The sequence below is a fragment of the Pseudomonas sp. A25(2017) genome (assembly GCF_002001065.1).
Classification (GTDB): Bacteria; Pseudomonadota; Gammaproteobacteria; order Pseudomonadales; family Pseudomonadaceae; genus Aquipseudomonas; species Aquipseudomonas kilonensis.
In genome coordinates, this window is sequence record NZ_MUOA01000116.1 from 77,127 (window position 1) to 99,648 (window position 22,522).

The 22,522-nt window shown below is 62.9% G+C and carries 21 protein-coding genes; 13 read left to right on the top strand and 8 right to left on the bottom strand.

Going from position 1 to position 22,522, the window contains the following annotated elements; all coding sequences use genetic code 11:
* Positions 1–146: 146 nt before the first annotated feature.
* The 5 genes from B0E42_RS26915 (at position 147) to B0E42_RS26935 (ending at position 4,876) form a co-directional block, all read left to right on the top strand.
* Positions 147–1,577 carry a coniferyl aldehyde dehydrogenase gene (locus B0E42_RS26915; RefSeq protein WP_053190025.1) on the top strand — a complete coding sequence of 477 codons (1,431 nt, stop codon included), beginning with the start codon at positions 147–149 and terminating at the stop codon, positions 1,575–1,577.
* 27 nt (positions 1,578–1,604) lie between these two features.
* The gene (locus B0E42_RS26920) at positions 1,605–2,150 is read left to right on the top strand and encodes a hypothetical protein (RefSeq protein WP_053182763.1); all 546 of its coding nucleotides are present in this window, start codon (positions 1,605–1,607) and stop codon (positions 2,148–2,150) included.
* 150 nt (positions 2,151–2,300) lie between these two features.
* A complete protein-coding gene (locus B0E42_RS26925; protein ID WP_018609459.1) occupies positions 2,301–3,896 on the top strand; it encodes a GMC family oxidoreductase in 1,596 nt (531 codons plus the stop codon).
* 115 nt (positions 3,897–4,011) lie between these two features.
* Complete coding sequence (gene coaD / locus B0E42_RS26930; protein WP_003177462.1) at positions 4,012–4,491, top strand: pantetheine-phosphate adenylyltransferase; 480 nt, start codon at positions 4,012–4,014, stop codon at positions 4,489–4,491.
* A 133-nt stretch (positions 4,492–4,624) separates the two neighbouring features.
* Positions 4,625–4,876 carry a YfhL family 4Fe-4S dicluster ferredoxin gene (locus B0E42_RS26935; RefSeq protein WP_003206534.1) on the top strand — a complete coding sequence of 84 codons (252 nt, stop codon included), beginning with the start codon at positions 4,625–4,627 and terminating at the stop codon, positions 4,874–4,876.
* 166 nt (positions 4,877–5,042) lie between these two features.
* Here B0E42_RS26935 and B0E42_RS26940 read toward each other — a convergent pair whose 3' ends face one another.
* The 3 genes from B0E42_RS26940 to B0E42_RS26950 are packed head-to-tail and all read right to left on the bottom strand — an operon-like array spanning position 5,043 to position 7,066.
* Positions 5,043–5,363 (bottom strand): hypothetical protein, encoded by a 321-nt coding sequence (locus tag B0E42_RS26940; protein ID WP_018609455.1) that lies wholly within the window; start codon positions 5,361–5,363, stop codon positions 5,043–5,045.
* 44 nt (positions 5,364–5,407) lie between these two features.
* Positions 5,408–6,220 (bottom strand): bifunctional DNA-formamidopyrimidine glycosylase/DNA-(apurinic or apyrimidinic site) lyase, encoded by an 813-nt coding sequence (gene mutM, locus B0E42_RS26945; RefSeq protein WP_003206537.1) that lies wholly within the window; start codon positions 6,218–6,220, stop codon positions 5,408–5,410.
* A gap of 30 nt (positions 6,221–6,250) precedes the next feature.
* A complete protein-coding gene (locus B0E42_RS26950) occupies positions 6,251–7,066 on the bottom strand; it encodes an HDOD domain-containing protein (RefSeq protein ID WP_172681187.1) in 816 nt (271 codons plus the stop codon).
* Between the two features lie 191 nt (positions 7,067–7,257).
* Between B0E42_RS26950 and B0E42_RS26955 the strand changes: the two genes are divergently transcribed.
* The 3 genes from B0E42_RS26955 to ilvD all read left to right on the top strand — a co-directional run bounded on the left by B0E42_RS26955 (position 7,258) and on the right by ilvD (position 11,984).
* Positions 7,258–8,454, top strand: a complete 1,197-nt coding sequence (locus tag B0E42_RS26955) for a class I SAM-dependent rRNA methyltransferase (RefSeq protein ID WP_003206543.1) — start codon at positions 7,258–7,260, stop codon at positions 8,452–8,454.
* A 214-nt stretch (positions 8,455–8,668) separates the two neighbouring features.
* On the top strand, positions 8,669–9,874 hold the full coding sequence (locus B0E42_RS26960; RefSeq protein WP_077508457.1) for an MFS transporter: 1,206 nt from the start codon (positions 8,669–8,671) through the stop codon (positions 9,872–9,874).
* 268 nt (positions 9,875–10,142) lie between these two features.
* Positions 10,143–11,984: a dihydroxy-acid dehydratase gene (gene ilvD / locus B0E42_RS26965; protein ID WP_018609449.1), complete on the top strand. Its 1,842-nt coding sequence runs from the start codon at positions 10,143–10,145 to the stop codon at positions 11,982–11,984.
* 154 nt (positions 11,985–12,138) lie between these two features.
* On the opposite strand, the gene B0E42_RS26970 is transcribed toward ilvD, so the two are convergent.
* On the bottom strand, positions 12,139–13,194 hold the full coding sequence (locus B0E42_RS26970) for a hypothetical protein (protein ID WP_018609447.1): 1,056 nt from the start codon (positions 13,192–13,194) through the stop codon (positions 12,139–12,141).
* A 243-nt stretch (positions 13,195–13,437) separates the two neighbouring features.
* On the opposite strand from B0E42_RS26970, the gene B0E42_RS26975 reads away from it, so the two are divergent.
* The gene (locus tag B0E42_RS26975) at positions 13,438–14,829 is read left to right on the top strand and encodes an L-cystine transporter (RefSeq protein ID WP_077508459.1); all 1,392 of its coding nucleotides are present in this window, start codon (positions 13,438–13,440) and stop codon (positions 14,827–14,829) included.
* Between the two features lie 134 nt (positions 14,830–14,963).
* Here the strand turns inward: B0E42_RS26975 and B0E42_RS26980 are convergent, their stop codons facing one another.
* Entirely contained in the window at positions 14,964–15,476 is a 513-nt protein-coding gene (locus B0E42_RS26980) for a dihydrofolate reductase (protein WP_053182773.1), read from the bottom strand.
* Positions 15,477–15,562: 86 nt separating this feature from the next.
* Here B0E42_RS26980 and B0E42_RS26985 point away from each other — a divergent pair, with 86 nt between their 5' ends.
* The gene (locus tag B0E42_RS26985; protein WP_077508461.1) at positions 15,563–16,930 is read left to right on the top strand and encodes a DUF2868 domain-containing protein; all 1,368 of its coding nucleotides are present in this window, start codon (positions 15,563–15,565) and stop codon (positions 16,928–16,930) included.
* Positions 16,923–18,296: a GTPase/DUF3482 domain-containing protein gene (locus B0E42_RS26990; protein WP_077508463.1), complete on the top strand. Its 1,374-nt coding sequence runs from the start codon at positions 16,923–16,925 to the stop codon at positions 18,294–18,296. The genes B0E42_RS26985 and B0E42_RS26990 overlap by 8 nt, the downstream gene beginning before the upstream one ends.
* Before the next feature lie 143 nt (positions 18,297–18,439).
* On the opposite strand, the gene B0E42_RS26995 is transcribed toward B0E42_RS26990, so the two are convergent.
* Together B0E42_RS26995 and B0E42_RS27000 are read right to left on the bottom strand one after the other, a co-directional pair.
* Positions 18,440–18,931 (bottom strand): DUF523 domain-containing protein, encoded by a 492-nt coding sequence (locus tag B0E42_RS26995; protein ID WP_053182783.1) that lies wholly within the window; start codon positions 18,929–18,931, stop codon positions 18,440–18,442.
* Between the two features lie 2 nt (positions 18,932–18,933).
* Entirely contained in the window at positions 18,934–19,566 is a 633-nt protein-coding gene (locus B0E42_RS27000) for a 2OG-Fe(II) oxygenase (protein ID WP_053182786.1), read from the bottom strand.
* Positions 19,567–19,719: 153 nt separating this feature from the next.
* On the opposite strand from B0E42_RS27000, the gene B0E42_RS27005 reads away from it, so the two are divergent.
* The gene (locus B0E42_RS27005) at positions 19,720–20,463 is read left to right on the top strand and encodes a DUF2059 domain-containing protein (protein ID WP_053182789.1); all 744 of its coding nucleotides are present in this window, start codon (positions 19,720–19,722) and stop codon (positions 20,461–20,463) included.
* Positions 20,464–20,592: 129 nt separating this feature from the next.
* Here the strand turns inward: B0E42_RS27005 and B0E42_RS27010 are convergent, their stop codons facing one another.
* The gene (locus tag B0E42_RS27010) at positions 20,593–21,540 is read right to left on the bottom strand and encodes an alpha/beta hydrolase (RefSeq protein WP_018610789.1); all 948 of its coding nucleotides are present in this window, start codon (positions 21,538–21,540) and stop codon (positions 20,593–20,595) included.
* Between the two features lie 108 nt (positions 21,541–21,648).
* Between B0E42_RS27010 and B0E42_RS27015 the strand changes: the two genes are divergently transcribed.
* Entirely contained in the window at positions 21,649–22,224 is a 576-nt protein-coding gene (locus tag B0E42_RS27015; RefSeq protein WP_077508465.1) for a DUF6436 domain-containing protein, read from the top strand.
* Positions 22,225–22,522: the final 298 nt, after the last annotated feature.

A 22,522-nucleotide genomic window follows, 5' to 3' on the forward strand; every position in this document is an offset into this window, starting at 1 on the left:
TTTGGGCTTTAATTCGACGAAGGCATTGATCGGCATCTTACGACCTATCGGTCACAGGAAAAACCCATCGCCGTTACGGATGCCATTGACTTTATAGAGTATAAGCTCTAGAAAACACCCACTCTAATAATATCCGGTGCCCGACGATGCCTGCCGACGTTGCCTACCTGCACGAGTCGCAACAACAACTGGACGAGCTGCGGTCGCTCTTCGATGCCCAACGCCAGGCCTACGCGGCCCATCCGATGCCACCGGCCGAACAGCGCCAACAATGGCTCAAGGCACTGCGCGAGGTATTGAGCAACGAACGCCAAGCCTTGATCGACGCCATCAGCCAGGACTTCAGCCACCGCAGCGCCGACGAAACACTGCTGGCCGAGTTGATGCCGAGCCTGCACGGTATCCATTACGCCAGCCGGCATCTCCAGGGTTGGATGAAACCCTCCCGGCGCAAAGTGGGCATGGCCTTTCAACCGGCATCGGCCAAAGTGATCTATCAACCGCTGGGCGTGGTCGGCGTCATCGTGCCGTGGAACTACCCGCTGTTCCTGGCCATCGGGCCGCTGGTCGGGGCTTTGGCGGCGGGCAACCGGGTGATGCTCAAGCTCAGCGAATCGACACCGGCAACCGGCTTGCTGCTCAAGCAATTGCTGGCCCGGGTCTTCCCCCAGGACCTCGTCTGCGTGGTGCTTGGCGAGGCGGAAATCGGCATGGCGTTTTCCAAGCTGCCCTTCGATCACCTGTTGTTCACCGGCGCCACCAGCATCGGCAAGCATGTCATGCGTGCCGCTGCCGAAAACCTGACGCCGGTCACCCTTGAGCTGGGTGGGAAATCACCGGCCATCGTGTCGGTCGATGTACCGATCAAGGACGCCGCCGAACGCATTGCCTTCGGCAAGACCCTGAATGCCGGGCAAACCTGTGTCGCCCCGGACTACGTGCTGGTGCCGCAGAACCGCGTCGGCGAGTTCGTCGAGGCGTATCGCGAGGCGGTTCGCGGGTTTTATCCGACCCTGGCGGACAACCCGGACTACACCGCCGTCATCAACGAACGACAACTGGCGCGGCTCAACGGCTACATCAGCGACGCCACCAGCAAAGGCGCGTTGCTGATCGAGTTGTTCGAGCAAGGCCAGGGCCGTCGCATGGCCCACAGCCTGCTGCTCAACGTCAGCGATGAGATGACCGTGATGCAGGACGAGATTTTCGGCCCGCTGCTGCCCATCGTGCCCTATGACAATCTGGACCAGGCGTTTGCCTACATCAATCAGCGACCCCGCCCGCTGGCGCTCTACTACTTTGGCTACAACAAGGCCGAACAGAATCGCGTGCTCCACGAAACCCATTCCGGCGGCGTCTGCTTGAACGACACGCTGCTGCATGTCGCCCAGGACGACTTGCCGTTCGGCGGCATCGGCCCCTCGGGAATGGGGCATTACCACGGGCACGAGGGTTTCCTGACCTTCAGCAAGGCCAAGGGCGTGCTGACCAAACAGCGATTCAACGTCGCGAAGCTGATTTATCCCCCTTACGGCAAGCCTTTGCAGAAACTGATCCAGAAGCTGTTTGTCCGCTGACGCGTCTCTTCCCGGGTAATAACAATAATGAACCCAAGCCTCACCGATACACCCGCGTTGTCACGGCGCGGCCTGTTGAAGTTCAGCCTCGGCGCCAGCGCCTTCCTGGCCACCGTCGGCCTGGGCGCCAGCCTGAGCGGTTGCTCGCCAAGCCAACCGGCCAACGGCCTGGCGGCCCTGCGCGACAGCGACCTGCCATTTTTACGCAGCGTCATTCCCGTGATGCTGGACGGCGCAGTGGCCGTCGGACAGATCCCCGCCGCCACTGACGCAACCCTGCGAAGCCTGGACAGCAGCCTGGCCCACCTGTCCCCCGCCATGCTCAAGCTCACGCGCCAGCTGTTCGACGTGCTCACGCTGGGCATTACCCGCGGGCCGCTGACCGGGGTCTGGGGCCCGTGGGAAAACGCCAGCGCCGATGACATCCGCCTGTTCCTCGGACGGTGGGAAAACAGCTCGCTGGACCTGTTGCGACAAGGCCATTGCTCATTGCTGCAATTGGTGATGATGGCCTGGTACAGCCGACCCGAGGCCTGGGCGCATTGTGGATATCCAGGACCGCCCAAGATTTGAAAGCCAGGCCCAACTCCTGTGGGAGCGGGCTTGCTCGCGAAGGCGGTGTGTCAGCTTGCATAAATGTTGAATGTACAGCCGCCTTCGCGAGCAAGCCCGCTCCCACAGGGTTCTTCATCGTCCATCCATAACAATAAGAGAGCCCTGAACATGCCCGTACCCGATCCCTTCCGCGAAGGCCTGGCCCGTGGCTGGACCACCTACAACGGCGCGCAGTTGTCCCAGGACCTGACCCTGGAAGCGGACGTGGCCATCGTTGGCAGCGGTGCTGGCGGCGGCACCACGGCGGAAATTCTCAGCGCCGCCGGCTACCGCGTGTTGCTGATCGAGGAAGGTCCGCTCAAGACCAGTCATGACTTCACGCTGCTCGAAGACCAGGCCTACAGCAGCCTGTATCAGGAAGGCCTCGGGCGCATGAGCAAGGACGGCGCCATCACCATTCTCCAGGGCCGGGCCGTCGGTGGCACGACGCTGATCAATTGGACCTCCAGCTTCCGCACGCCCGATCAGACCCTCGACCACTGGGCCGCCGAGCACAACGTAAAAGGCCACGGCCGCGCTGAAATGGTGCCCTGGTTTGCGCAGATGGAACAACGCCTGGGCGTGGCACCGTGGCTGGTTCCGCCCAATGCCAACAACGACGTAATCCGCAAAGGCTGTGAACAATTGGGCTACGCCTGGCACGTCATCCCGCGCAACGTACGCGGCTGCTGGAACCTGGGCTATTGCGGCATGGGCTGTCCGACCAACGCCAAGCAATCGATGCTGGTTACCACCATCCCGGCCACGCTGGACAAGGGCGGCGCGCTGCTTTACCTGGCGCGGGCCGAGCGTCTGACGATCAAAAACGATGCCGTCATCGCCCTCGAGTGCCAAGCCATGGATGAACGTTGCGTGGCGCCGACCGGGCGGCGCATCACCGTCAAGGCGCGGCATTACGTGCTGGCGGGCGGCGGCATCAATAGTCCCGGGTTGCTGCTGCGCTCCGATGCGCCAGACCCGCATGAACGTGTGGGCAAGCGCACCTTCCTGCACTTGGTAAACATGTCCGCCGGGCAATTCGACGAGGTCATCAACCCGTTCTACGGCGCACCGCAATCGATTTATTCGGATCATTTCCAATGGCAGGACGGCACCACCGGCAAAATGTCCTACAAGCTTGAAGTCCCGCCCTTGCACCCGGCCCTGGCCGCCACGCTATTGGGCGGGTTCGGCCCCGAGAACGCTTTGCACATGTCCCGACTGCCCCATACCCACGCCATGCTGGCGCTGTTGCGCGACGGTTTTCATCCGGACAGCCCCGGCGGCAGCGTCGAGTTGCGCAGCGACGGCACGCCCGTGCTCGATTATCCCGTTACGCCGTATGCCTGGGATGGCTTGCGCCGGGCCTTCCACAGCATGGCCGAGATCCAGTTTGCCGGTGGCGCCAAGGCAGTCATGCCTTTGCACAGCGATGCCCGCTACGTAACGACCCTGGCCGAAGCCCGCACACTGATCGACGGACTCGACCTGGCTTTGTACCGCACACGCCTGGGCAGCGCCCACGTAATGGGCGGTTGCGCCATGGGTGAAGACCCGAAAACCGCCGTCACCGACAGCCTTGGCCGCCATCATCAACTGGGCAACCTGTCGATCCATGACGGCTCGCTGTTCCCCACCAGCATCGGCGCCAACCCGCAGTTATCGGTGTACGGACTGACCGCGCAATTGGCGACGGCCCTGGCCGAACGCCTGAAAAATCCATGAATAGCCGGATTATTCGCAGCGTCTATAGTGCTTTCTTACGCAACAGCCGACTTGGCCGACCGAGAAGGCTGCGATACCATCCGACTCCCCAACGGACTCCCGCCAGGACGACGCGATGAACCGAGTGTTGTACCCAGGTACCTTCGACCCTATTACCAAGGGCCATGGCGATCTGGTCGAACGCGCCGCGCGCCTGTTCGACCATGTGATCATTGCCGTCGCCGCCAGCCCGAAGAAAAACCCGCTGTTCCCGCTGGAACAACGTGTAGAACTGGCCCGCGAGGTCACCAAGCACCTGCCCAACGTGGAAGTGGTCGGTTTCTCGACGCTTTTGGCACACTTTGCCAAGGAAAAGAACGCCAATGTGTTCCTGCGTGGCCTGCGGGCGGTCTCGGACTTCGAGTACGAATTCCAACTGGCCAACATGAACCGCCAACTGGCACCGGACGTCGAGAGCCTGTTCCTGACGCCGTCGGAGCGCTATTCCTTCATTTCCTCGACGCTGGTCCGGGAAATCGCGGCGTTGGGCGGAGATATCACCAAGTTCGTCCACCCGGCCGTGGCCGATGCGCTGACCCTACGCTTCAAGAAATAACCGGCTGGCGCTGCGAGCCACCTCGCAGCGCGGCGCAGTCCATCGCGCCCGCGTGCACTGCGCTCGCCAATGCGGCACAATTGCGCCCATACGTTTTCATATGCCCGGGCCCAACGCCCCGGCAGGAGCCTGCATGTCCCTGATCATCACCGACGACTGCATCAATTGCGACGTCTGCGAACCTGAATGCCCGAACGAGGCCATTTCCCAAGGCGAGGAAATCTACGTCATCGACCCGAACTTGTGCACCCAGTGCGTCGGCCATTACGACGAACCCCAGTGCCAGCAGGTTTGCCCGGTGGATTGCATTCCGCTGGACGAGGCCCATCCGGAAACTGAAGAACAGTTGATGGCGAAATATCGCAAGATTACTGGCAAGGCATGAGCCAGGTGGTTTTGTAGCGTCTGTACCGGCCTATCGCGAGCAGGCTCGCTCCCACAGGGAATCTACTGAGTTCACATAATCTGTGTCCTGAGCAAATTTCTTGTGGGAGCGAGCCTGCTCGCGATAGGGCCATCAGCCACACCACAAATGTACATGCCTTGACGCCTCACTCCTGCCGCTCAAACCCCTCCCCAATACACCCCAGGCACCGCACAAACGTGGCCTTCGCCGGGTCCACCACCAACGCCTTCCCCGCATCACCGACCCCGCCGCCCAGCGCGGTAAAGGGCAACGACACCACGAATGCCCCGGCGCCAATCACTGTGGCGGCGAGCAGCAGTGGACGGGCAATCAGCAGGTCGCCGATCATGGCGAAGGCCGGCGGGTTCTGGATGGTGTAGCGCGGGTCGCCGCTGCCGTCGCTTGCCAGGGCAGGCAAACCGACACTCAGCAGCAGCGCTAGAACGACAGGTCGAAGCAGTTTCATGGGCGATCCTTCGGCTAAATACTGACTATAGACCGTAGGACAAATCAGCTCTGACAGCGTGGACACCAGACGCTGGCGCGCTGGCCGAGGCGGATTTCCCGCAGCCCCGTACCACACACCTTGCACAACTCCCCGCCCCGGCCGTAGACGAACAGTTCCTGCTGGAAATAGCCGGGTTGGCCATCCCCGCCGATAAAGTCCCGCAGCGTGGTGCCACCGCGCTCGATGGCATGGGCGAGGATGCGCTTGATCTCGATCGCCAGCTTCAGGTAACGCGCCCGGGAAATGCCCCCGGCGGCCCGGCGCGGGTCGATGCCGGCGGCGAACAGGGCCTCGGTCGCGTAGATATTGCCCACGCCCACCACCACCGCGTTATCCATGATGAACGGCTTGACCGCCATGGACCGCCCCCGCGAGAGCTGGAACAACCGTTCGCCATCGAACAGGTCGGTCAACGGCTCGGGACCCAGGCGAATCAACAGCTCGTGATTGAACGGGTCGAGGCTCCAGAGCATCGCGCCAAAGCGGCGCGGGTCGGTGTAGCGCAAGGCCAGGCCGGACTCCAGCTCGATGTCCACGTGCTCGTGCTTGGCGGCCGGCATGCCGACTTCCACCAAGCGCAGGTTCCCGGACATGCCCAGGTGGCTGATCAACGTGCCGACCTCGGCATTGATCAACAGGTACTTGGCCCGCCGCTCTACCTGCACGATGCGCTGGCCCGACAGCCGCACGTCGAGATCTTCCGGGATCGGCCAGCGCAGGCGGCGGTCGCGGACCACCACGCGGCTGACCCGCTGGCCTTCAAGATGGGGCGCGATTCCGCGACGGGTGGTTTCGACTTCCGGCAGTTCTGGCATGAGGCTCTCGAGTCAGGCGAAGCCCCGCACTCAACGAGTGGCGAGGTCGCGAATTTCCTGTTTCTGGGTCTGGAAGTCGTATTCCGACAACCCGATGTAATCGAGCACAAGGCTCCCGACGCAATCCCACTCGTGGTCTTCGGCCTGATTGCCGAGCACCCGGTGGGACGCACAGATGTTCTCGGACATTTTCAGGATCGCCAGCAGGTTCTTCAACGGGCTGTTGTTGCGTGAAGACTCGTCGCTGAAGATCGCCAGGGCATTGTGGTGGTTGGCGATGGCCTGGCTGACGTGATCCGGCAGGCGCCAGGATTTGGAAGTGTAGTAACCGACCACCGCATGGTTGGTGTTGAACTCACGGTTCTCGGTGTCCACTACCCGGCACTCGGCGCTGGCATTGGCGTAGGCCTCTTCCAGCACGCCCATGTAGCTGGGGAACTGCTTGAGCATCAACGGCACGCCGCAATCGTGGAACAACCCCAGCGCATAGGCTTCGTCACCGTTCTCCAGGCCGACGCGCTTGGCCAGGGTCAGGCAGGTCATCGCCACGTCCTGGGCGGTATCCCAGAAGCGGTTCAAGGTGACGATAGCGTCGTCGTGCAACTCGCCCTTGATCGACAGCGCATTGATCAGGTTGATGATCGAACGGCTGCCCAGCAGGTTCACCGCGCGCTGGATCGAGGTGATCTTGTTGCGCAGGCCGTAATACGGCGAATTGACGATCTTGAGCAGGGCCCCCGAGAGGCCCGGGTCTTGGGAGATCAACTTGGCGATGGTCTCCAGGTCCGGATCGGGCATGTACTGCTCCATCTGCAGATCCACCATGATCTGCGGCTGGGGCGGCACACTGATGCCTTGCAGGGACTGTTGGATCTGTTCAGCGGAAAGTTCTTTGGACATGCGTACACACTCCAGGTCAGGCGGGGATTCTAACCCTTAAAGATGGATCCGATACACCGCCGGGCCACCGATCGTCCTTCAAGCCCGTCAACCCTTGCAACACGGTATACTCCCGCTCTTTTTTCCGGAGCGACGTCATGTCCCTGCCTAGCCTGCGCCTCAAAGCCAACGCCGACCGTCGCCTGCGCGCCGGCCACCTGTGGGTCTACAGTAACGAAATCGATGTAGCCGCCACCCCGCTGCACGGCTTCAAGGCCGGCGACCAGGCCATCCTCGAAGCCGCCGGCGGCAAGCCGCTGGGCATCGTTGCGATGAGCCCCAACAACCTGATCTGCGCCCGGCTGCTGTCCCGCGACGTGAAGCTGCCGCTGGACAAATCCCTGCTGGTGCATCGCCTCAACGTGGCGTTGTCCCTGCGCGAGCGGCTGTTCGACAAGCCGTTCTATCGCCTGGTCTACGGTGACTCCGACCTGTTGCCAGGCCTGGTGGTCGACCGTTTCGGCGACATCCTGGTGGTGCAGATCGCCTCGGCCACCATGGAAGCCCACAAGGACGACGTGATCGCCGCCCTGACCCAGGTGCTCAAGCCCAGCGGCATCCTGTTCAAGAACGACTCCGCGGCCCGTGACGCCGAAGGCCTGAACCGCTACGTCGAGACCGTGTTCGGCCTGGTGCCGGAATGGGTCGCCCTGGAAGAGAACGGTGTGAAGTTCGAAGCGCCGGTCATGGAAGGCCAGAAAACCGGCTGGTTCTACGACCACCGCATGAACCGCGCACGCCTGGCCCCGTACGCCAAGGGCAAGCGTGTACTGGACCTGTTCAGCTACATCGGCGGCTGGGGCGTGCAAGCCGCCGCGTTCGGCGCCAGTGAAGTGTTCTGCGTCGATGCCTCGGCCTTCGCCCTCGACGGTGTCGAGCGCAACGCCGCGCTGAACGGCTTCGCCGAGAAGCTGACCTGCATCGAAGGCGACGTGTTCGAAGCCCTGAAGGAGCTCAAGGCCAGCGAAGAACGTTTCGACGTGATCGTGGCCGACCCGCCCGCTTTCATCAAGCGCAAGAAAGACCTGAAAAACGGTGAAGGCGCCTATCGCCGCCTCAACGAGCAAGCCATGCGCCTGCTCAGCAAGGACGGCATCCTGGTCAGCGCGTCGTGCTCGATGCACCTGCCCGAAGACGATCTGCAAAACATCCTGCTGACCAGCGCCCGTCACCTGGACCGCAACATTCAACTGCTCGAACGCGGCGGCCAGGGGCCAGACCATCCGGTACACCCGGCCATCGCCGAAACCCGCTACATCAAGAGCATCACCTGCCGGTTGTTGCCCAACAGCTGAGGCCGGGCGGGGCCAGTGCCGTAGCGCTGCGCCCCGCACACTCCAATTGCATGCTGATCGCGGCCTTGGCTGCGATTTTTTTTGCGCGTCTGAATAAGTCTGTAGGAGAACCCCCACGCAATTACCAGAGCCGTCCTACTCAATCTCCCCGTGACGGGCGGACATGACGCATTAGGATTGAAAGCGACCCCTCAGGGACGCCCTGGAACGCCTCATGACTGATCCGCAAAACCGCCTGGCTACCCGCAAACCGGCCACCGTCGGCTTGTTGCTGATGCTGACATTGCTCGGCGTCTTTCCAATCGATGTGGTGCTGCCCTCGTTCCCTGCACTGTCCGAGCATTTTCAGAGCCCATCCTCCGATATCGCCCTGTCTGTCAGCCTGTTCGCAGTGGGTATCGCCCTTTCGCAACTGCTGATCGGTCCGCTTTCCGACGTCATGGGGCGAAAAAATCTACTGCTGATCGGGATCACCGTTGCAGCCATCGGAGCAACAGGTTGCGTGTTCGCCGACAGCTACTGGACCTTTCTCTTCTTCCGTGTCGTCCAGGCCTTGGGGTGCGGTTGTTTCGTGCTGTCCCAGGCGCTGATCCAAGACCTGTTCACTGGCCGGGAACAGCAGCGACTGCGGCTTTTCCTGGTCACCTGCGGGGGGATTTTCATTTCCGTTTCACCCCTGGCCGGCACCGGGCTGCAAAGCTGGATGGGCTGGCGTGGCAGCTTCCTGGTGTTCATTGCCCTGGCCATGGGTGTATTCGCAAGCGCCTGTCTTTTACTTGAACGCTCCACGGCAGGTAGCCATCCCAGGCGCCTGAATTTCATCGCAGCCTATCGAACGGTCTGCGCGGACTTCAGCTTCATGGCCTATTGGCTAACCTCGGCGCTGGCTTTTTCCTGCCACTTTTCGTTCATTGTCATTTCACCGTTGGTCCTGATCGACCAGTTGCACCTCTCCTCCGAGGCTTTTTCACTGGCGCTGCTGGGCTATGGGCTGGCCTATATTGGCGGGGGCGCGGTGGCGTCCGTGCTGAGCAATCGCATCGACTCGCAGACGCAAATCATCACCGGCCTGGTCCTGATCCTCTCGGCGGGAGTCCTGATGCTGGGGCTCTCCAGCCACCTGGGCTTGTCAGTCACCACCCTGTTGCTGCCCATGATCGTGTGCACCGCCGGAACGACCATCGCCCGCGCAGCCGCCCACACCCAAGCCATGAACAGATTTCCCGAGCGGGCCGGCACATCGGCCTCGGCCGGTAGCGTGTTGATCTTCATCCTCGGCGGGCTGACCAGCGCCGCGATCAGCCTCACCCCGCTGGACTTGCAGCTCACCCTGGCCCTCTGCCTGGTCCTGCTCAGCCTGCTGGGGCTGGCAATCAATGCCCTGGTCCGGCATCGCTACAAGGGGTTGCTGGCCGACTGAACCCTGCCAGTCGTCATCCCGCGCACGACATTGGCGCCCGATCGGCGCTTTGCGTCATTTCATCCTGGCTCCAGCGGTGTAGAATCGCGTCATTCATCGCCATTCATCCCCGGCGGGTTTATGAGCTCATGCTGAGGCGCGCAGTGATCCTGCAAAGTCATCAGCCACTTGCGGACACACGGCCAAACCCGGGTGCTCCAGACGTCGACAGAAGCTCACTTCCCCATTGATACCTGATAAGTACCTGATTAGCCGCCCGGAGTGCTCCATGCCTGATTACCGCTCGAAAACATCCACCCATGGCCGCAACATGGCCGGCGCCCGTGCCTTGTGGCGCGCCACGGGGATGAAGGATGACGACTTCAAGAAGCCGATCATCGCCATTGCCAACTCCTTCACCCAGTTCGTACCGGGCCACGTCCACCTCAAGGACCTCGGTCAGCTGGTTGCCCGGGAAATCGAGCGCGCTGGCGGCGTTGCCAAGGAATTCAACACCATCGCCGTGGACGACGGCATCGCCATGGGCCACGACGGCATGCTCTATTCGCTGCCGAGCCGCGAGATCATCGCCGACTCCGTCGAGTACATGGTCAACGCCCATTGCGCCGACGCCATCGTGTGCATCTCCAACTGCGACAAGATCACCCCGGGCATGCTCATGGCCGCCCTGCGCCTGAACATCCCGGTGATCTTCGTCTCCGGCGGCCCGATGGAAGCCGGCAAGACCAAGCTCGCCAGCCACGGCCTCGACCTGGTCGACGCCATGGTCATCGCCGCCGACTCCAGCGCCTCTGACGAGAAGGTCGCCGAGTACGAGCGCAGCGCCTGCCCGACCTGCGGTTCGTGCTCCGGCATGTTCACCGCCAACTCGATGAACTGCCTGACCGAAGCCCTGGGCCTGGCCCTGCCGGGCAACGGTTCGACCCTGGCCACCCACAGCGATCGCGAACAGCTGTTCCTGCAGGCCGGCCGGACCATCGTCGAGCTGTGCAAGCGCTACTACGGTGAGAACGACGAGTCGGTGTTGCCACGCAACATCGCCAACTTCAAGGCGTTCGAAAACGCCATGACCCTGGACATCGCCATGGGCGGTTCCACCAACACCATCCTGCACTTGCTGGCCGCTGCCCAGGAAGCCGAGATCGATTTCGACCTGCGCGACATCGACCGCCTGTCCCGTCACGTGCCGCAACTGTGCAAGGTCGCGCCGAACATCCAGAAGTACCACATGGAAGACGTGCACCGTGCCGGCGGGATCTTCAGCATCCTCGGTTCCCTGGCCCGTGGCGGCCTGTTGCACACCGACCTGCCGACCGTGCACAGCAAGACCATGGCCGAAGGCATCGCCAAGTGGGACATCACCCAGACCACCGACGAGGCCGTGCATCACTTCTTCAAGGCCGGCCCGGCGGGCATCCCGACGCAAACCGCGTTCAGCCAGTCGACCCGTTGGGAAACCCTGGACGACGACCGTGAAAACGGCTGCATCCGCAGCGTCGAGCACGCGTACTCCCAAGAGGGCGGCCTGGCCGTGCTGTACGGCAACATCGCCCTGGATGGCTGCGTGGTGAAAACCGCCGGCGTCGATGAGTCGATCCATGTGTTCGAAGGCAACGCGAAGATTTTCGAAAGCCAGGACAGCGCCGTGCGCGGCATCCTCGCTGACGAAGTGAAGGCCGGCGACATCGTGATCATTCGCTACGAAGGTCCGAAAGGCGGCCCGGGCATGCAGGAAATGCTCTACCCAACCTCCTACCTGAAGTCCAAGGGCCTGGGCAAAGCCTGCGCCCTGCTGACCGATGGCCGGTTCTCCGGCGGTACCTCGGGCCTGTCCATCGGCCACGCTTCGCCGGAGGCTGCGGCGGGCGGCGCCATCGGCCTGGTGCGCGATGGCGACAAGGTCCTGATCGACATTCCGAACCGCTCGATCAACCTGTTGGTCAGCGACGAAGAACTGGCCGGGCGCCGCGTCGAACAGGACAACAAGGGCTGGAAACCGGTGGAAGTACGTCCACGCAAAGTCACCACGGCCCTCAAGGCCTACGCCCTGCTCGCCACCAGCGCCGACAAGGGCGCGGTGCGGAACAAGGCGATGCTTGACGGCTTGTAAGCGCTGCAACCGCCCATAAAAAAGCCCCGCCAAGTGCGGGGCTGATCGTTCCCACGCTCTGCGTGGGGATGCCGCAAGGGACGCTCTGCGTCCAGTGACGCGGAGCGTCACGGTATGCATTCCCACGCAGAGCGTGGGAACGATCATTACCGGCTTACTGGATGTCTTCAGGCTTGACGATCACCCAGTTCTTGTCCGCCGTCACCGGCAGTCCTTCCTTGGCCTGGGCCGCGGCGTGCTTGGCCATCATGCCGTTAATCTGGGTCATGTACTTGTCCTTGCGGTTGACCCACAGGTGGATACCGCCCTTGGCCACGTCCACATCGTGGAACAGCATGTAGCCGTCACTGGTCGGCGTGTCACCCGCCACCAACACCGGTTTTTTCCATTCGTCGATGTACGTCAGGATCGCCGCGTGCTTGCCGGCCATCCAGGTCGCCGGGGTCCACAGGTAAGGCGTGTACTCCAGGCCGAGGTTGGCCTTCTCGTCATATTTGCCGTTGGTGATCTGCTTGCGCGCGGTGGTCAGTTCGCCGGTCTTGCGGTCCTTGAGCAGCGTGGTCACGCCGATCACGTTCTGCGGCTTGAGGTTGTAGCCGTACTTCGGATCGGAAGCGACCATGCGCACCAGCTCTTCGGAAGCGGCGGTCATGACATAGACCTCAATGCCGTTTTCCATCAGCTTGTTGTACAGCTCAGCCTGGCCGGTGAAGACTTTCGGTGGGTTGACGTTGTACTGGACCACCTTGTCGCCGTCGTAATACGTGGTCGGCACTGGCTTGCCGGACGCCATCAGCTCGTCGACATAGCCCTTGAGCTCCTTGAGGGTAAAGCCGGAGAACACCTGGGCCACCCATGGGTAGCAGACCATGTCATCCACTTCGCACAGGCGGTAGTAGTAGCTGAACAGGCTTTCCTTGTGGTCGGCGGTGTCCTTGAACGGCATCAGCTTCAAGGATGGGTCCAGGGTTTCCCGGGTGATGAGGCCCTTGTTCTCCATGAACGGCAGCAACGACTCTTCCAGATCGTAGCGGTAACTGGTGTTGTCCATGTCGAACACCGCGTAGTTACCCTTGTTGGCGTTGGCCGCGATCATCGTCTCCAGGGCCTTGGCTTGTTCTGCCGGCCAGTGTTTGAGATCGGTGGCGAGTGCCTGGCCAGCGAGACCAAGACTCAAGGCGACAGCGAGAAAACGAGGTGCGAGTTTCATCGGCATTTCTCCCGGGTTCAAAAGAACTCGACGCTAACAAATGCTTGTGACAGTCCTCGCCTACCCGCGACCGCTTGCGTCTTGATAGCGCCAGCGACATATCCGTAAACGCCGCTGCCATATTCCATAAACGACAATCTACATGCGTTTTTAGTATTAATTCATTAGTTATCAGGCTGTTAGGCTTCCCGACTCACAGTCGCGGCTTCGGGCGACTGGCACGTCTTATCGGAGTCTCTTTTGATGAATCTGCCGCTGTTCCTCAATCTTCTGGTGTTCCTCGCCTTGCTGTTCGGCCTGGCACAAACCCGTCACCGCACCTGGAGCCTGGCCAAGAAAGTGCTGCTGGCATTGGTACTGGGCGTGGTGTTCGGTCTCGCCCTGCACACGATTTATGGCGCCGGCAACCCGGTGCTCAAGGCCTCGATCGGCTGGTTCGACCTGGTGGGCAACGGCTACGTGCAGTTACTGCAAATGATCGTGATCCCGCTGGTCTTTGCCTCGATCCTCAGCGCCGTGGCCCGCCTGCATAACGCCTCGTCCCTGGGCAAGATCAGCTTCCTGACCATCGGCACGCTGCTGTTCACCACTGCCATCGCCGCGCTGATCGGCATTGGCCTGACCAACCTGTTCGGCCTCACCGCCGAAGGCCTGGTGGCCGGCACCCAGGAACTGGCGCGCCTGCAAGTGATCCAGAACGACTACGCCGGCAAGGTCGCCGACCTGAACATCCCGCAATTACTGCTTTCGTTCATCCCACAGAACCCCTTTGCCGACCTGGCCCGGGCCAAGCCGACCTCGATCATCAGCGTGGTGATTTTCGCCGCGTTCCTCGGGGTCGCGGCGTTGCAGTTGCTCAAGGACGACGTGGAGAAAGGCCAGAAAGTGATCAACGCCATCGACACCCTGCAAAGCTGGGTGACGCGCCTGGTGCGCCTGGTGATGAAGCTGACGCCGTACGGTGTACTGGCGCTGATGACCAAGGTGGTGGCCGGTTCCAACCTGCAGGACATCATCAAGCTCGGCAGTTTTGTCGTGGTGTCGTACCTGGGGCTGGGCCTGATGTTCGTGGTCCATGGCCTGCTGGTGTCCGCTGCCGGGATCAACCCGTTGCGCTTTTTCCGCAAGATCTGGCCGGTGCTGACCTTCGCCTTCACCAGCCGCTCCAGCGCGGCCACCATCCCATTGAGCATCGAAGCCCAGACCAGCCGCCTCGGCATTCCACGGGCGATTGCCAGCTTCAGCGCCTCGTTCGGCGCCACCATCGGCCAGAACGGTTGTGCCGGCCTTTATCCGGCCATGCTGGCGGTGATGGTCGCGCCGACGGTGGGCATCAACCCGCTGGATCCGGTGTGGATCGCGACGCTGGTGGCGATCGTGACGTTGAGTTCGGCCGGGGTGGCCGGGGTCGGTGGCGGTGCGACGTTCGCCGCGCTGATCGTGCTGCCGGCCATGGGCTTGCCGGTCTCGCTGGTCGCCTTGCTGATTTCCGTCGAACCGCTGATCGACATGGGCCGTACGGCGTTGAACGTCAGCGGCTCGATCACCGCCGGGGCGATTACCAGCCAGGTGATGCAGCAGACTGACAAGGCGTTGCTCGATGCGCAGGAGCATGGGGAGCTGGTGCACGCTTGATTGCCCTGATACCTGTGGGAGCAAAGCTTGTGGGAGCAAGGCTTGCCCGCGATGAAAGCGACGCGGTATTCCATGGATCGAGGCGCCCGGATCGCGGGCAAGCCTTGCTCCCACAGGCATTGCTCCCACAGGGCTTACAGCTTCTCCCACACCTCAAAGCTGTAGGCCGGCTTGTCCCCTTCAGCCGGGTTCGGCTGGTTCGAAACCAGCGTCCACTGGCTCGAATCGAACTCAGGAAACCACGCGTCACCCTCAGGGCTCAGCGCCACGCGGGTCAGGTACAGTCGATCCGCCTGCCCCAGGGCCTGGGCGTACAGTTGGGCGCCGCCGATCAACATCAACTCGTCGACGCCCTGCTCCAGTGCCCACGCCTCGGCCCGCACCACCGCAGCCTCCAGGGTGGAAAACACTTCTGCGCCCTCCAGCACCAGGCCCGACTGGCGACTGACCACGATGTTCAGGCGTCCCGGCAGCGGTCGACCGAGGGAATCCCAGGTCTTGCGCCCCATGATGATCGGCTTGCCCAGGGTGGTGGCCTTGAAGTATTTGAAATCCCCCGGCAGGTGCCAGGGCATGCTGTTGTCGACGCCGATCACACGGTTTTCACCGAGGGCTGCGATCAGGCTTAAGGGGAGAGTTTTGTTCATGGCCGCGAGGATACCAGAGGCTCGGCGTACCCCGACAGGCATCACAGCGGTTATGCTCAACCCTCATTCGAGCAACGGAAGCACTCGTGACAGTACTGCAGAACCTCTGGTTGACCGAGACAATACGCCTGCGTGAAGAACACGCCGGCCCGCTCGAGGACCAGGAAGCCAATCGCCTGGCCCGTGGGGCCGGCGGCGACTTGGCCACGCGCATCCGCCACCGCGCCCGCTGGCTGGCCGAACGCGATGGCCTCACCGAGGCCCTGCACCATTGGCTGCAAGGGGCGCGCCTGGCGCTGGTCGCATTGGCGTTGCTCGCTATCATCAGCGGCGCCGGCCTGGGCTTTGCCGCACTCGGCGACGGGCAAACGCCGGTCAATGTCTTCTGGGCCTTGGGCAGTCTGTTGGGGCTGAACCTGATCCTGCTCATCGGCTGGGCCCTGGGCCTGATGTTCGCTGGCGAGCAAGGTGCCACGCTGGGACGCCTGTGGCTGTGGCTCAGCGAAAAACTCGCCCGCGACGCCAAGGCCGCCCAACTGGCACCGGCCCTGCTGCTGTTGCTGCAACGGCACAAACTCAATCGCTGGGCCCTCGGCGTGTTGGTCAATGGTCTGTGGCTGCTGGCGATGCTCAGTGCGCTGGTCATCGTCCTGCTGCTGATGGCGACCCGGCGCTATGGCTTCGTCTGGGAAACCACCCTCCTGGGCGGCGAGACCTTCGTCGCCATGACCCAGGCCCTCGGCGCGCTGCCGGCGCTGCTGGGCTTCAGCGTGCCAACGGTGGACATGATCCGCGCCAGTGGCGACGCCGCGCTGAACATCGAAAGCGCCCGCCAGGCCTGGGCCACCTGGCTGGTCGGCGTGCTGCTGGTCTATGGCCTGTTGCCGCGCCTGGGCCTGGCGCTGCTGTGCCTGTGGCGCTGGCGGCGCGGCCGCGCCTCCCTGCGCCTGGACTTGAACCTGCCGGGCTACGCCCAATTGCGTGAACGGCTGATGCCCAGCAGCGAGCGACTGGGCGTCAACGACGCCGCCCCCGCGCAATTGCATCCCATCGAAAATACTGTCAGTGCAATGGACAGCGACGGTGCGCTGCTGGTGGCAATCGAACTGGACGATCGACCCTGGCCGCCCAAGCTGCCCGAAACCGTGAAAAGCGCCGGCATCCTCGACAGCCGCGAGTCGCGCCACAAACTCCTCGAACAACTGTCGCGCTTTCCGCCGGCACGCCTGGCGATTGCCTGCGACCCACGCCGTTCACCGGACCGCGGCAGCCTGGCACTGATCGCCGAACTGGCCCGCAGCGCCAGTGCCACCCGCATCTGGCTGTTGCAGGCGCCGCCCGGCGAAGCGCTGGACGCCGAGCGCCTGGGCGACTGGCACACCGCGCTGCAACAGTTGCAGTTGCCCTTCGCCGACTGCATGCCCTTGAACTGGCTGGAGACCGGCCATGACTGAACCCATCAAGCCGCTGAAGCTGGCGGTGGTCGGCCACACCAATGTCGGCAAGACCTCGCTGCTGCGTACCTTGACCCGCGACGTCGGCTTCGGCGAAGTGTCCCATCGCCCGAGCACCACCCGGCATGTCGAGGGTGCGCGCCTGTCGGTGGATGGCGAAGCGCTGCTGGAGCTGTACGACACGCCGGGCCTGGAGGACGCCATCGCCCTGCTCGATTACCTCGAGCGCCTGGAGCGTCCGGGCGAACGCCTGGACGGCCCGGCGCGCCTGGCCCGTTTCCTTGAGGGCAGCGAGGCGCGGCAACGCTTCGAACAAGAAGCCAAAGTGCTGCGGCAACTGCTCGCCAGCGACGCCGGGCTGTATGTGATCGATGCCCGGGAGCCGGTGCTGGCCAAATACCGCGATGAATTGGAAGTCCTCGCCAGTTGTGGCAAGCCGCTGCTGCCAGTGTTGAATTTCGTCAGCAGCGCCCACCATCGCGAACCCGACTGGCGCGAAGCCCTGGCGCGATTGGGGCTGCACGCCCTGGTACGTTTTGACAGCGTGGCTCCGCCCGAGGACGGCGAGCGACGTCTGTATGAGAGCCTCGCGCTGTTGCTGGAAAGCGCCCGTGGGCAACTGGAACGGCTGGTCGCCGATCAACAGGCCCAACGCCTGGCCCGCCAGCAGAGCGCGGCGCGCTTGATCGCCGAACTGCTGATCGACTGCGCCGCCTGCCGACGCAGCGTCGCCAGCGACACCGAACTGGAACGCGAGGCCATCAGTGAACTGCGCAGCGCGGTGCGTCAGCGCGAGCAGCGCTGCGTCGAGGCCCTGCTCAAGCTCTACGCGTTCCGTCCCCAGGACGCCGCCGCCAGCGATCTACCGCTGCTCGACGGGCGTTGGGGCGATGACCTGTTCAACCCCGAGACCCTCAAGCAACTGGGCGTACGCGTCGGCGGCGGGATCGCGGCGGGCGCAGCGGCCGGGGCCGGCGTGGATTTGCTGGTGGGCGGCCTGACCCTTGGCGCCGCCGCCCTGGCCGGGGCCATTGTCGGTGGCACCCTGCAAACCGCCCGCAGCTACGGCAGCCGGCTGATGGGCAAGCTCAAGGGGCAACGGGAGTTGACGGTGGACGACAGCGTGCTGCGCCTGTTGGCCCTGCGCCAACGCCAACTGCTGCAAGCCCTCAACCAGCGCGGCCATGCGGCGCTGGACAGCATCCGCATCGCCACGCCCCAGGACAAGACCTGGCGCGAGGGCAAGCTGCCCGAAGCCTTGAACAAGGCGCGGGCGCACCCGCAATGGTCATCCCTGAATACTCAACCGCGATTGAGCCAGGCAGAACGCCAGGAGCTGATTGAGCAGTTGGCTGAGCAGCTATAACCCCTGCAACAAGAGACTTTGTGGGAGCAAGGCTTGCCCGCGATGAAATCGATGCGGTCCTTCAGAGACCGAGGCGCCTGTATCGCGGGCAAGCCTTGCTCCCACAGAGAGTTCCTTGCCGCTGAGAACTGCGCGGCTCAAGGTTACTCGCTGTTCAAGGCCTTGAGGGCCGCCGCCGCTTCAGGCAACTCCAGCTCACTGAACACCTTCACGCCATGGCGCTTGAGCAACGCCGCCGTCACGCCTTCGCCGCTGACCTTCACACCGCTGAACGTTCCGTCATAGGTCAACAGGTTGCCGCACGACGGGCTGTTGGCCTTGAGCACGGCGATGCGGATGCCGTGTTCACGCACCCGTTCCAGCGCTTGATAGGCGCCTGACAGGAACTGCGCACTCACCTCTTCGCCATCGGTGGTGATGACCGCTGCCTGGCCGTCGAGCACTTGCCCGCCCTGCCCGCCAGGAATCTCCGCCGCCGCCCGAGGCGTAGGCAAGCCGCCGGCGACTTCCGGGCACAGCGGCACGATCCGGCCTTCGTCGAGCCACTGCTGAAGTTGATCGAACGGCCCGCTGGCACCGCCGTCGTAACGCACGCGATGCCCGAGCAGGCAGCGACTGACCAGGATCTTTTCCATCGTCAGAACAACTCGTTGCCGCGACGGCGGAACCAACCGGTCAAGGACAGGCGATCTCGCGTGGCCGGCAGTACTTCGTGGGGGATGTCCCCCGACAGGAACACCACCAGGCAACCGCCAATGGGCACCACGTCCTGCTCCAGGTTTTCGTCCAGGTACATGCGCAACTGGCCGCCGTGTTCCGGCAACCAGTCGTCATTAAGGTAGAGCACCGCCGACACCATGCGGCGGTCGTCATCGCGGAAGCGGTCGACGTGCTTGAGGTAAAACGCGCCGGGTGGGTAGAGGGCAAAGTGACTTTCGAAGTCTTCCAGGCCCAGGAACAACCCGCGATTCATCGCTTCGCGCAGGCTGTCCATCAGCCCCAGGTAATGGTCGCAGGCTTGCGCCTGGCCGGCTTCGATCCACTGGATGTGATCACCCCGGATCCCTTCGCGGATCTCCGAGAACGGCCCGCGCCCGACCGCTGCCGGGGCCAGTTCGCCCTCGGCGGCGCGCTGGCGGCATTCGGCCGCCAAGGCGCGGGTCAGCGCCTCCGGCAGGAAGAGGTTCTGCTGCGACCAGCCGCGCTCGGCCAAGTCGTCGACGATACGTAACAGCAGCGGGTGATCAGAAGGTATTTGCATGGCGCGCATAGTATGCCTGTGCCTGCAAAACCGACAGCGCCACGCAGCGGGTTCGCTGTGTCGATTCGCTGCGTCAAATTGCACCGCCGTACGAACTTGATACGAATTCTCGACAAGACCCCACACCCCACGGAGAATAGTCGGCTGCTGACAGGAGTCCCTATGCGCCGTTTGCTTTTCTCACTGTTGATGTTCTGCGTTTTGCCCGCCTGGGCAGACAGCTACGACCAGTTGTACAAGGTCGCCGGCTGGCCGGAACAGCGCGCGCATTTCAGTGATGCCTTGAGCGCCGCCCAGCAGCGCTATCAGAGCAGCCTGCCGCCGGCGGTGTTCCAGGCGCTGGTGAACAACAGCAATCAACGTTTCGCCCCCCGGGCCATGGACCAGCGGGCCGAGGCGCAAATGCGCAAGAATCTGCGTGACCCTCAGCCGGCCCTGAGCTTCTTCCAATCGCCTTTGGGCCGCAAAGTCGTGGCAGCTGAGTTGCTGGCGACCCGGCGTGATCAATTGGCGAAAAACGCCAAGGGCCTGCCGAAGATGCCAGCCAGCGACAACCGCCTGTTGATCATCGGCCACCTGGCCCAGGCCCTGCCCGCCCGCGAGGCCGGCGCCGAGGTCAGCCTGGCGATCGCTGGCGTGGCGGCCGACAGCCTGAGTTCGATGATCCCGGGGCTCTTGGGGGCCGGCCAGGCCCAGGGCATGTTGAATGGACAACGCCAACGGTTAATGGAACAGATCGGCGCGGACCTGAACAACACGCTGTTGTACGTCTACCGTGACCTCACGGATACCGAGCTGGAAGAATTCGCCACCTTCGCCGAATCGACCGAGGGCCAGGCTTATTATCAAGCGGCCCTGGCGGCGATTCGGGCGGGGTTGGCGGTGGGGCAGAATCTCGGGCAGTAGCTCTTCAGTGTCCTTGAGACCGCTATCGCGAGCAGGCTCGCTCCCACAGGGTATTTGGATGAACTCAGGTTTTGTGATCGATTAAGATCCAGTGTGGGAGCGAGCCTGCTCGCGATAGCAATAGCCCAGTCACCGCCGGATCCTGCTCATCCGCTTGGTCAAGAACCCAAACATCTCCTGCCGCATCGCCAGCGCCTCGTTCGCCAGGTGATGCCGCCCTTCAGGCAACATCAACACCTGCGGCCGGTCGAACTTGCTGCGCAGCACTTGCAGATTGTGCGCCCAATCCACCGTCATGTCCGCCTGTCCCTGCACGATCAATGGCTGGCGCGGGCTGCTCGGGGCGGCTTCGATACGCTTGATCCATTGCCCCAGCGCGCCCACCCACGCGGTGGGCAGGCGCAGCGGTTGCAACGGATCGGCTTGCAGGAATGACAGGAATTGCGGGTCGGTAGAGTTCTCGCTGAAACGCCGGGCAATACCGGTCACGAAGGGCTTGAGCAGGTAATAACTCAAGCGCGACCAGCCCCAGGCCCGCGGCCGCACCAACGGTGACAGCAGGATGACCTGCCCCTGGGCCGGGCTCTGCGCGCCCTGGTTGAGCACGTGATCGACGACGATCGCCCCGCCGGTGCTTTGCCCACACAGATGCCAGGGTTGCGGCAGGTCCAGCGTCCCGGCCTCGGCCAACAGGCCTTGCAGCGCGGCCTGGTATTCGGCGAAATCCTCGATGCTGGCGCGTTCGCCACTGGACAGGCCATGGCCCGGCAGGTCACAGGCGATCACCGCGAATTTCTGCTCCAGGGCCCATTCGATCAAGTGCCGGTACAGCCCCATGTGATCGTAGTAGCCGTGGAACACAAACAAGGTCGCCACGGCTTTTTCCGGCCACCAGACCTGGCTGACCAACTCATACCCACCCACCTCGAAACGCCCCAATCCCTTGCGCACGCTGCGCTGGGGAAAGTCCAGGCCATAGAACCGCTGGTAGGCCTGGGCTTGCTCGGACAGGGCTTGCCACTGGGCCAGCGGTTGCAGGCTGGCACGCAGGAGATCGGGGTCGAAAGTGGCAGGCATCAAGATTTCCAGGCATAGGCGCATCGCGCGAAACAGACTTTGTAGGCCTGCGATATTCATCTGTCGCGGCAGGCATGGCAAGCTACGCGGCCTCAGAGGATCGACTCCATGCGCCCGTCCCACCGCACGACCTTGCTCGCCAGCCTGCTCGCCCTCGGATGCGCCGTCGTATTGTGGATGGCCTATGACTGGTTCCAAGGCCGTTTCCTGCGGGCTTTCAGCCAACACACCGTGGTGTTTTCCGGCGACCCGCTGCGCCTGCCTGCCGATCTGGCCGGCCCCGGCGCCATTCGCCTGGTGCATTTCTGGGACCCGGCGTGCCCGTGCAACGTCGGCAACCAACAACACCTTGCCGAGCTGGTCGATAAATATGTGCCGCAAGGCGTCGAGTTTTATGCGGTACAAAAAGCCGGCAGCCAAGGTCGGCTGCCGGCCACGTTGAGCCACTTGAAAAGCCTCCCGACGCTCCCCGGCTCGAGCCAGATTCCCGCCAGCCCGGCCGTGGCGATCTGGGATCGCAGCGGCAAACTGGCGTACTTCGGCCCCTACAGCGAAGGCCTGACCTGCAACTCGAGCAACAGCTTCATCGAGCCGATTCTCGAGGCATTGAGTGCCGGCCGGGAAGTTGATGCGACTCACACATTAGCGGTGGGCTGTTATTGCCCATGGTCGGTTTCAAACTGACGAATTAACTACAACACGTATTGCCAACCGCCTCTAGGCTGATGCCGCTAAGTTATGCCGAGTGTTTGCTTTTAGAGTTCTTGCTCAAAGTAAGGGCCTGGGCTGAACCGTTTGTCGGATCCAATTTTTCCAAACGACGCCATTACCGATCCTTTTCGGCCTGCGCCCCATGCCAGACGGCTTGTGCAGGGCATTTGAGCCCGGCTGACCGTTTAGCTGAATCGATTAACAGCGGCGGTGCCAGCATGAACTTTTTTTTAATCTCTTCTCTAAACCTCGTGACCAGCAAAATGTTCAT

Coding starts and splice junctions, on each gene's coding strand:
- B0E42_RS26915 (WP_053190025.1), top strand. CDS start 147: ATGCCTGCCGACGTTGCCTACCTGCACGAGTCGCAACAACAACTGGAC.
- B0E42_RS26920 (WP_053182763.1), top strand. CDS start 1,605: ATGAACCCAAGCCTCACCGATACACCCGCGTTGTCACGGCGCGGCCTG.
- B0E42_RS26925 (WP_018609459.1), top strand. CDS start 2,301: ATGCCCGTACCCGATCCCTTCCGCGAAGGCCTGGCCCGTGGCTGGACC.
- coaD (WP_003177462.1), top strand. CDS start 4,012: ATGAACCGAGTGTTGTACCCAGGTACCTTCGACCCTATTACCAAGGGC.
- B0E42_RS26935 (WP_003206534.1), top strand. CDS start 4,625: ATGTCCCTGATCATCACCGACGACTGCATCAATTGCGACGTCTGCGAA.
- B0E42_RS26940 (WP_018609455.1), bottom strand. CDS start 5,363: ATGAAACTGCTTCGACCTGTCGTTCTAGCGCTGCTGCTGAGTGTCGGT.
- mutM (WP_003206537.1), bottom strand. CDS start 6,220: ATGCCAGAACTGCCGGAAGTCGAAACCACCCGTCGCGGAATCGCGCCC.
- B0E42_RS26955 (WP_003206543.1), top strand. CDS start 7,258: ATGTCCCTGCCTAGCCTGCGCCTCAAAGCCAACGCCGACCGTCGCCTG.
- B0E42_RS26960 (WP_077508457.1), top strand. CDS start 8,669: ATGACTGATCCGCAAAACCGCCTGGCTACCCGCAAACCGGCCACCGTC.
- ilvD (WP_018609449.1), top strand. CDS start 10,143: ATGCCTGATTACCGCTCGAAAACATCCACCCATGGCCGCAACATGGCC.
- B0E42_RS26970 (WP_018609447.1), bottom strand. CDS start 13,194: ATGAAACTCGCACCTCGTTTTCTCGCTGTCGCCTTGAGTCTTGGTCTC.
- B0E42_RS26975 (WP_077508459.1), top strand. CDS start 13,438: ATGAATCTGCCGCTGTTCCTCAATCTTCTGGTGTTCCTCGCCTTGCTG.
- B0E42_RS26980 (WP_053182773.1), bottom strand. CDS start 15,476: ATGAACAAAACTCTCCCCTTAAGCCTGATCGCAGCCCTCGGTGAAAAC.
- B0E42_RS26990 (WP_077508463.1), top strand. CDS start 16,923: ATGACTGAACCCATCAAGCCGCTGAAGCTGGCGGTGGTCGGCCACACC.
- B0E42_RS26995 (WP_053182783.1), bottom strand. CDS start 18,931: ATGGAAAAGATCCTGGTCAGTCGCTGCCTGCTCGGGCATCGCGTGCGT.
- B0E42_RS27000 (WP_053182786.1), bottom strand. CDS start 19,566: ATGCGCGCCATGCAAATACCTTCTGATCACCCGCTGCTGTTACGTATC.
- B0E42_RS27005 (WP_053182789.1), top strand. CDS start 19,720: ATGCGCCGTTTGCTTTTCTCACTGTTGATGTTCTGCGTTTTGCCCGCC.
- B0E42_RS27010 (WP_018610789.1), bottom strand. CDS start 21,540: ATGCCTGCCACTTTCGACCCCGATCTCCTGCGTGCCAGCCTGCAACCG.
- B0E42_RS27015 (WP_077508465.1), top strand. CDS start 21,649: ATGCGCCCGTCCCACCGCACGACCTTGCTCGCCAGCCTGCTCGCCCTC.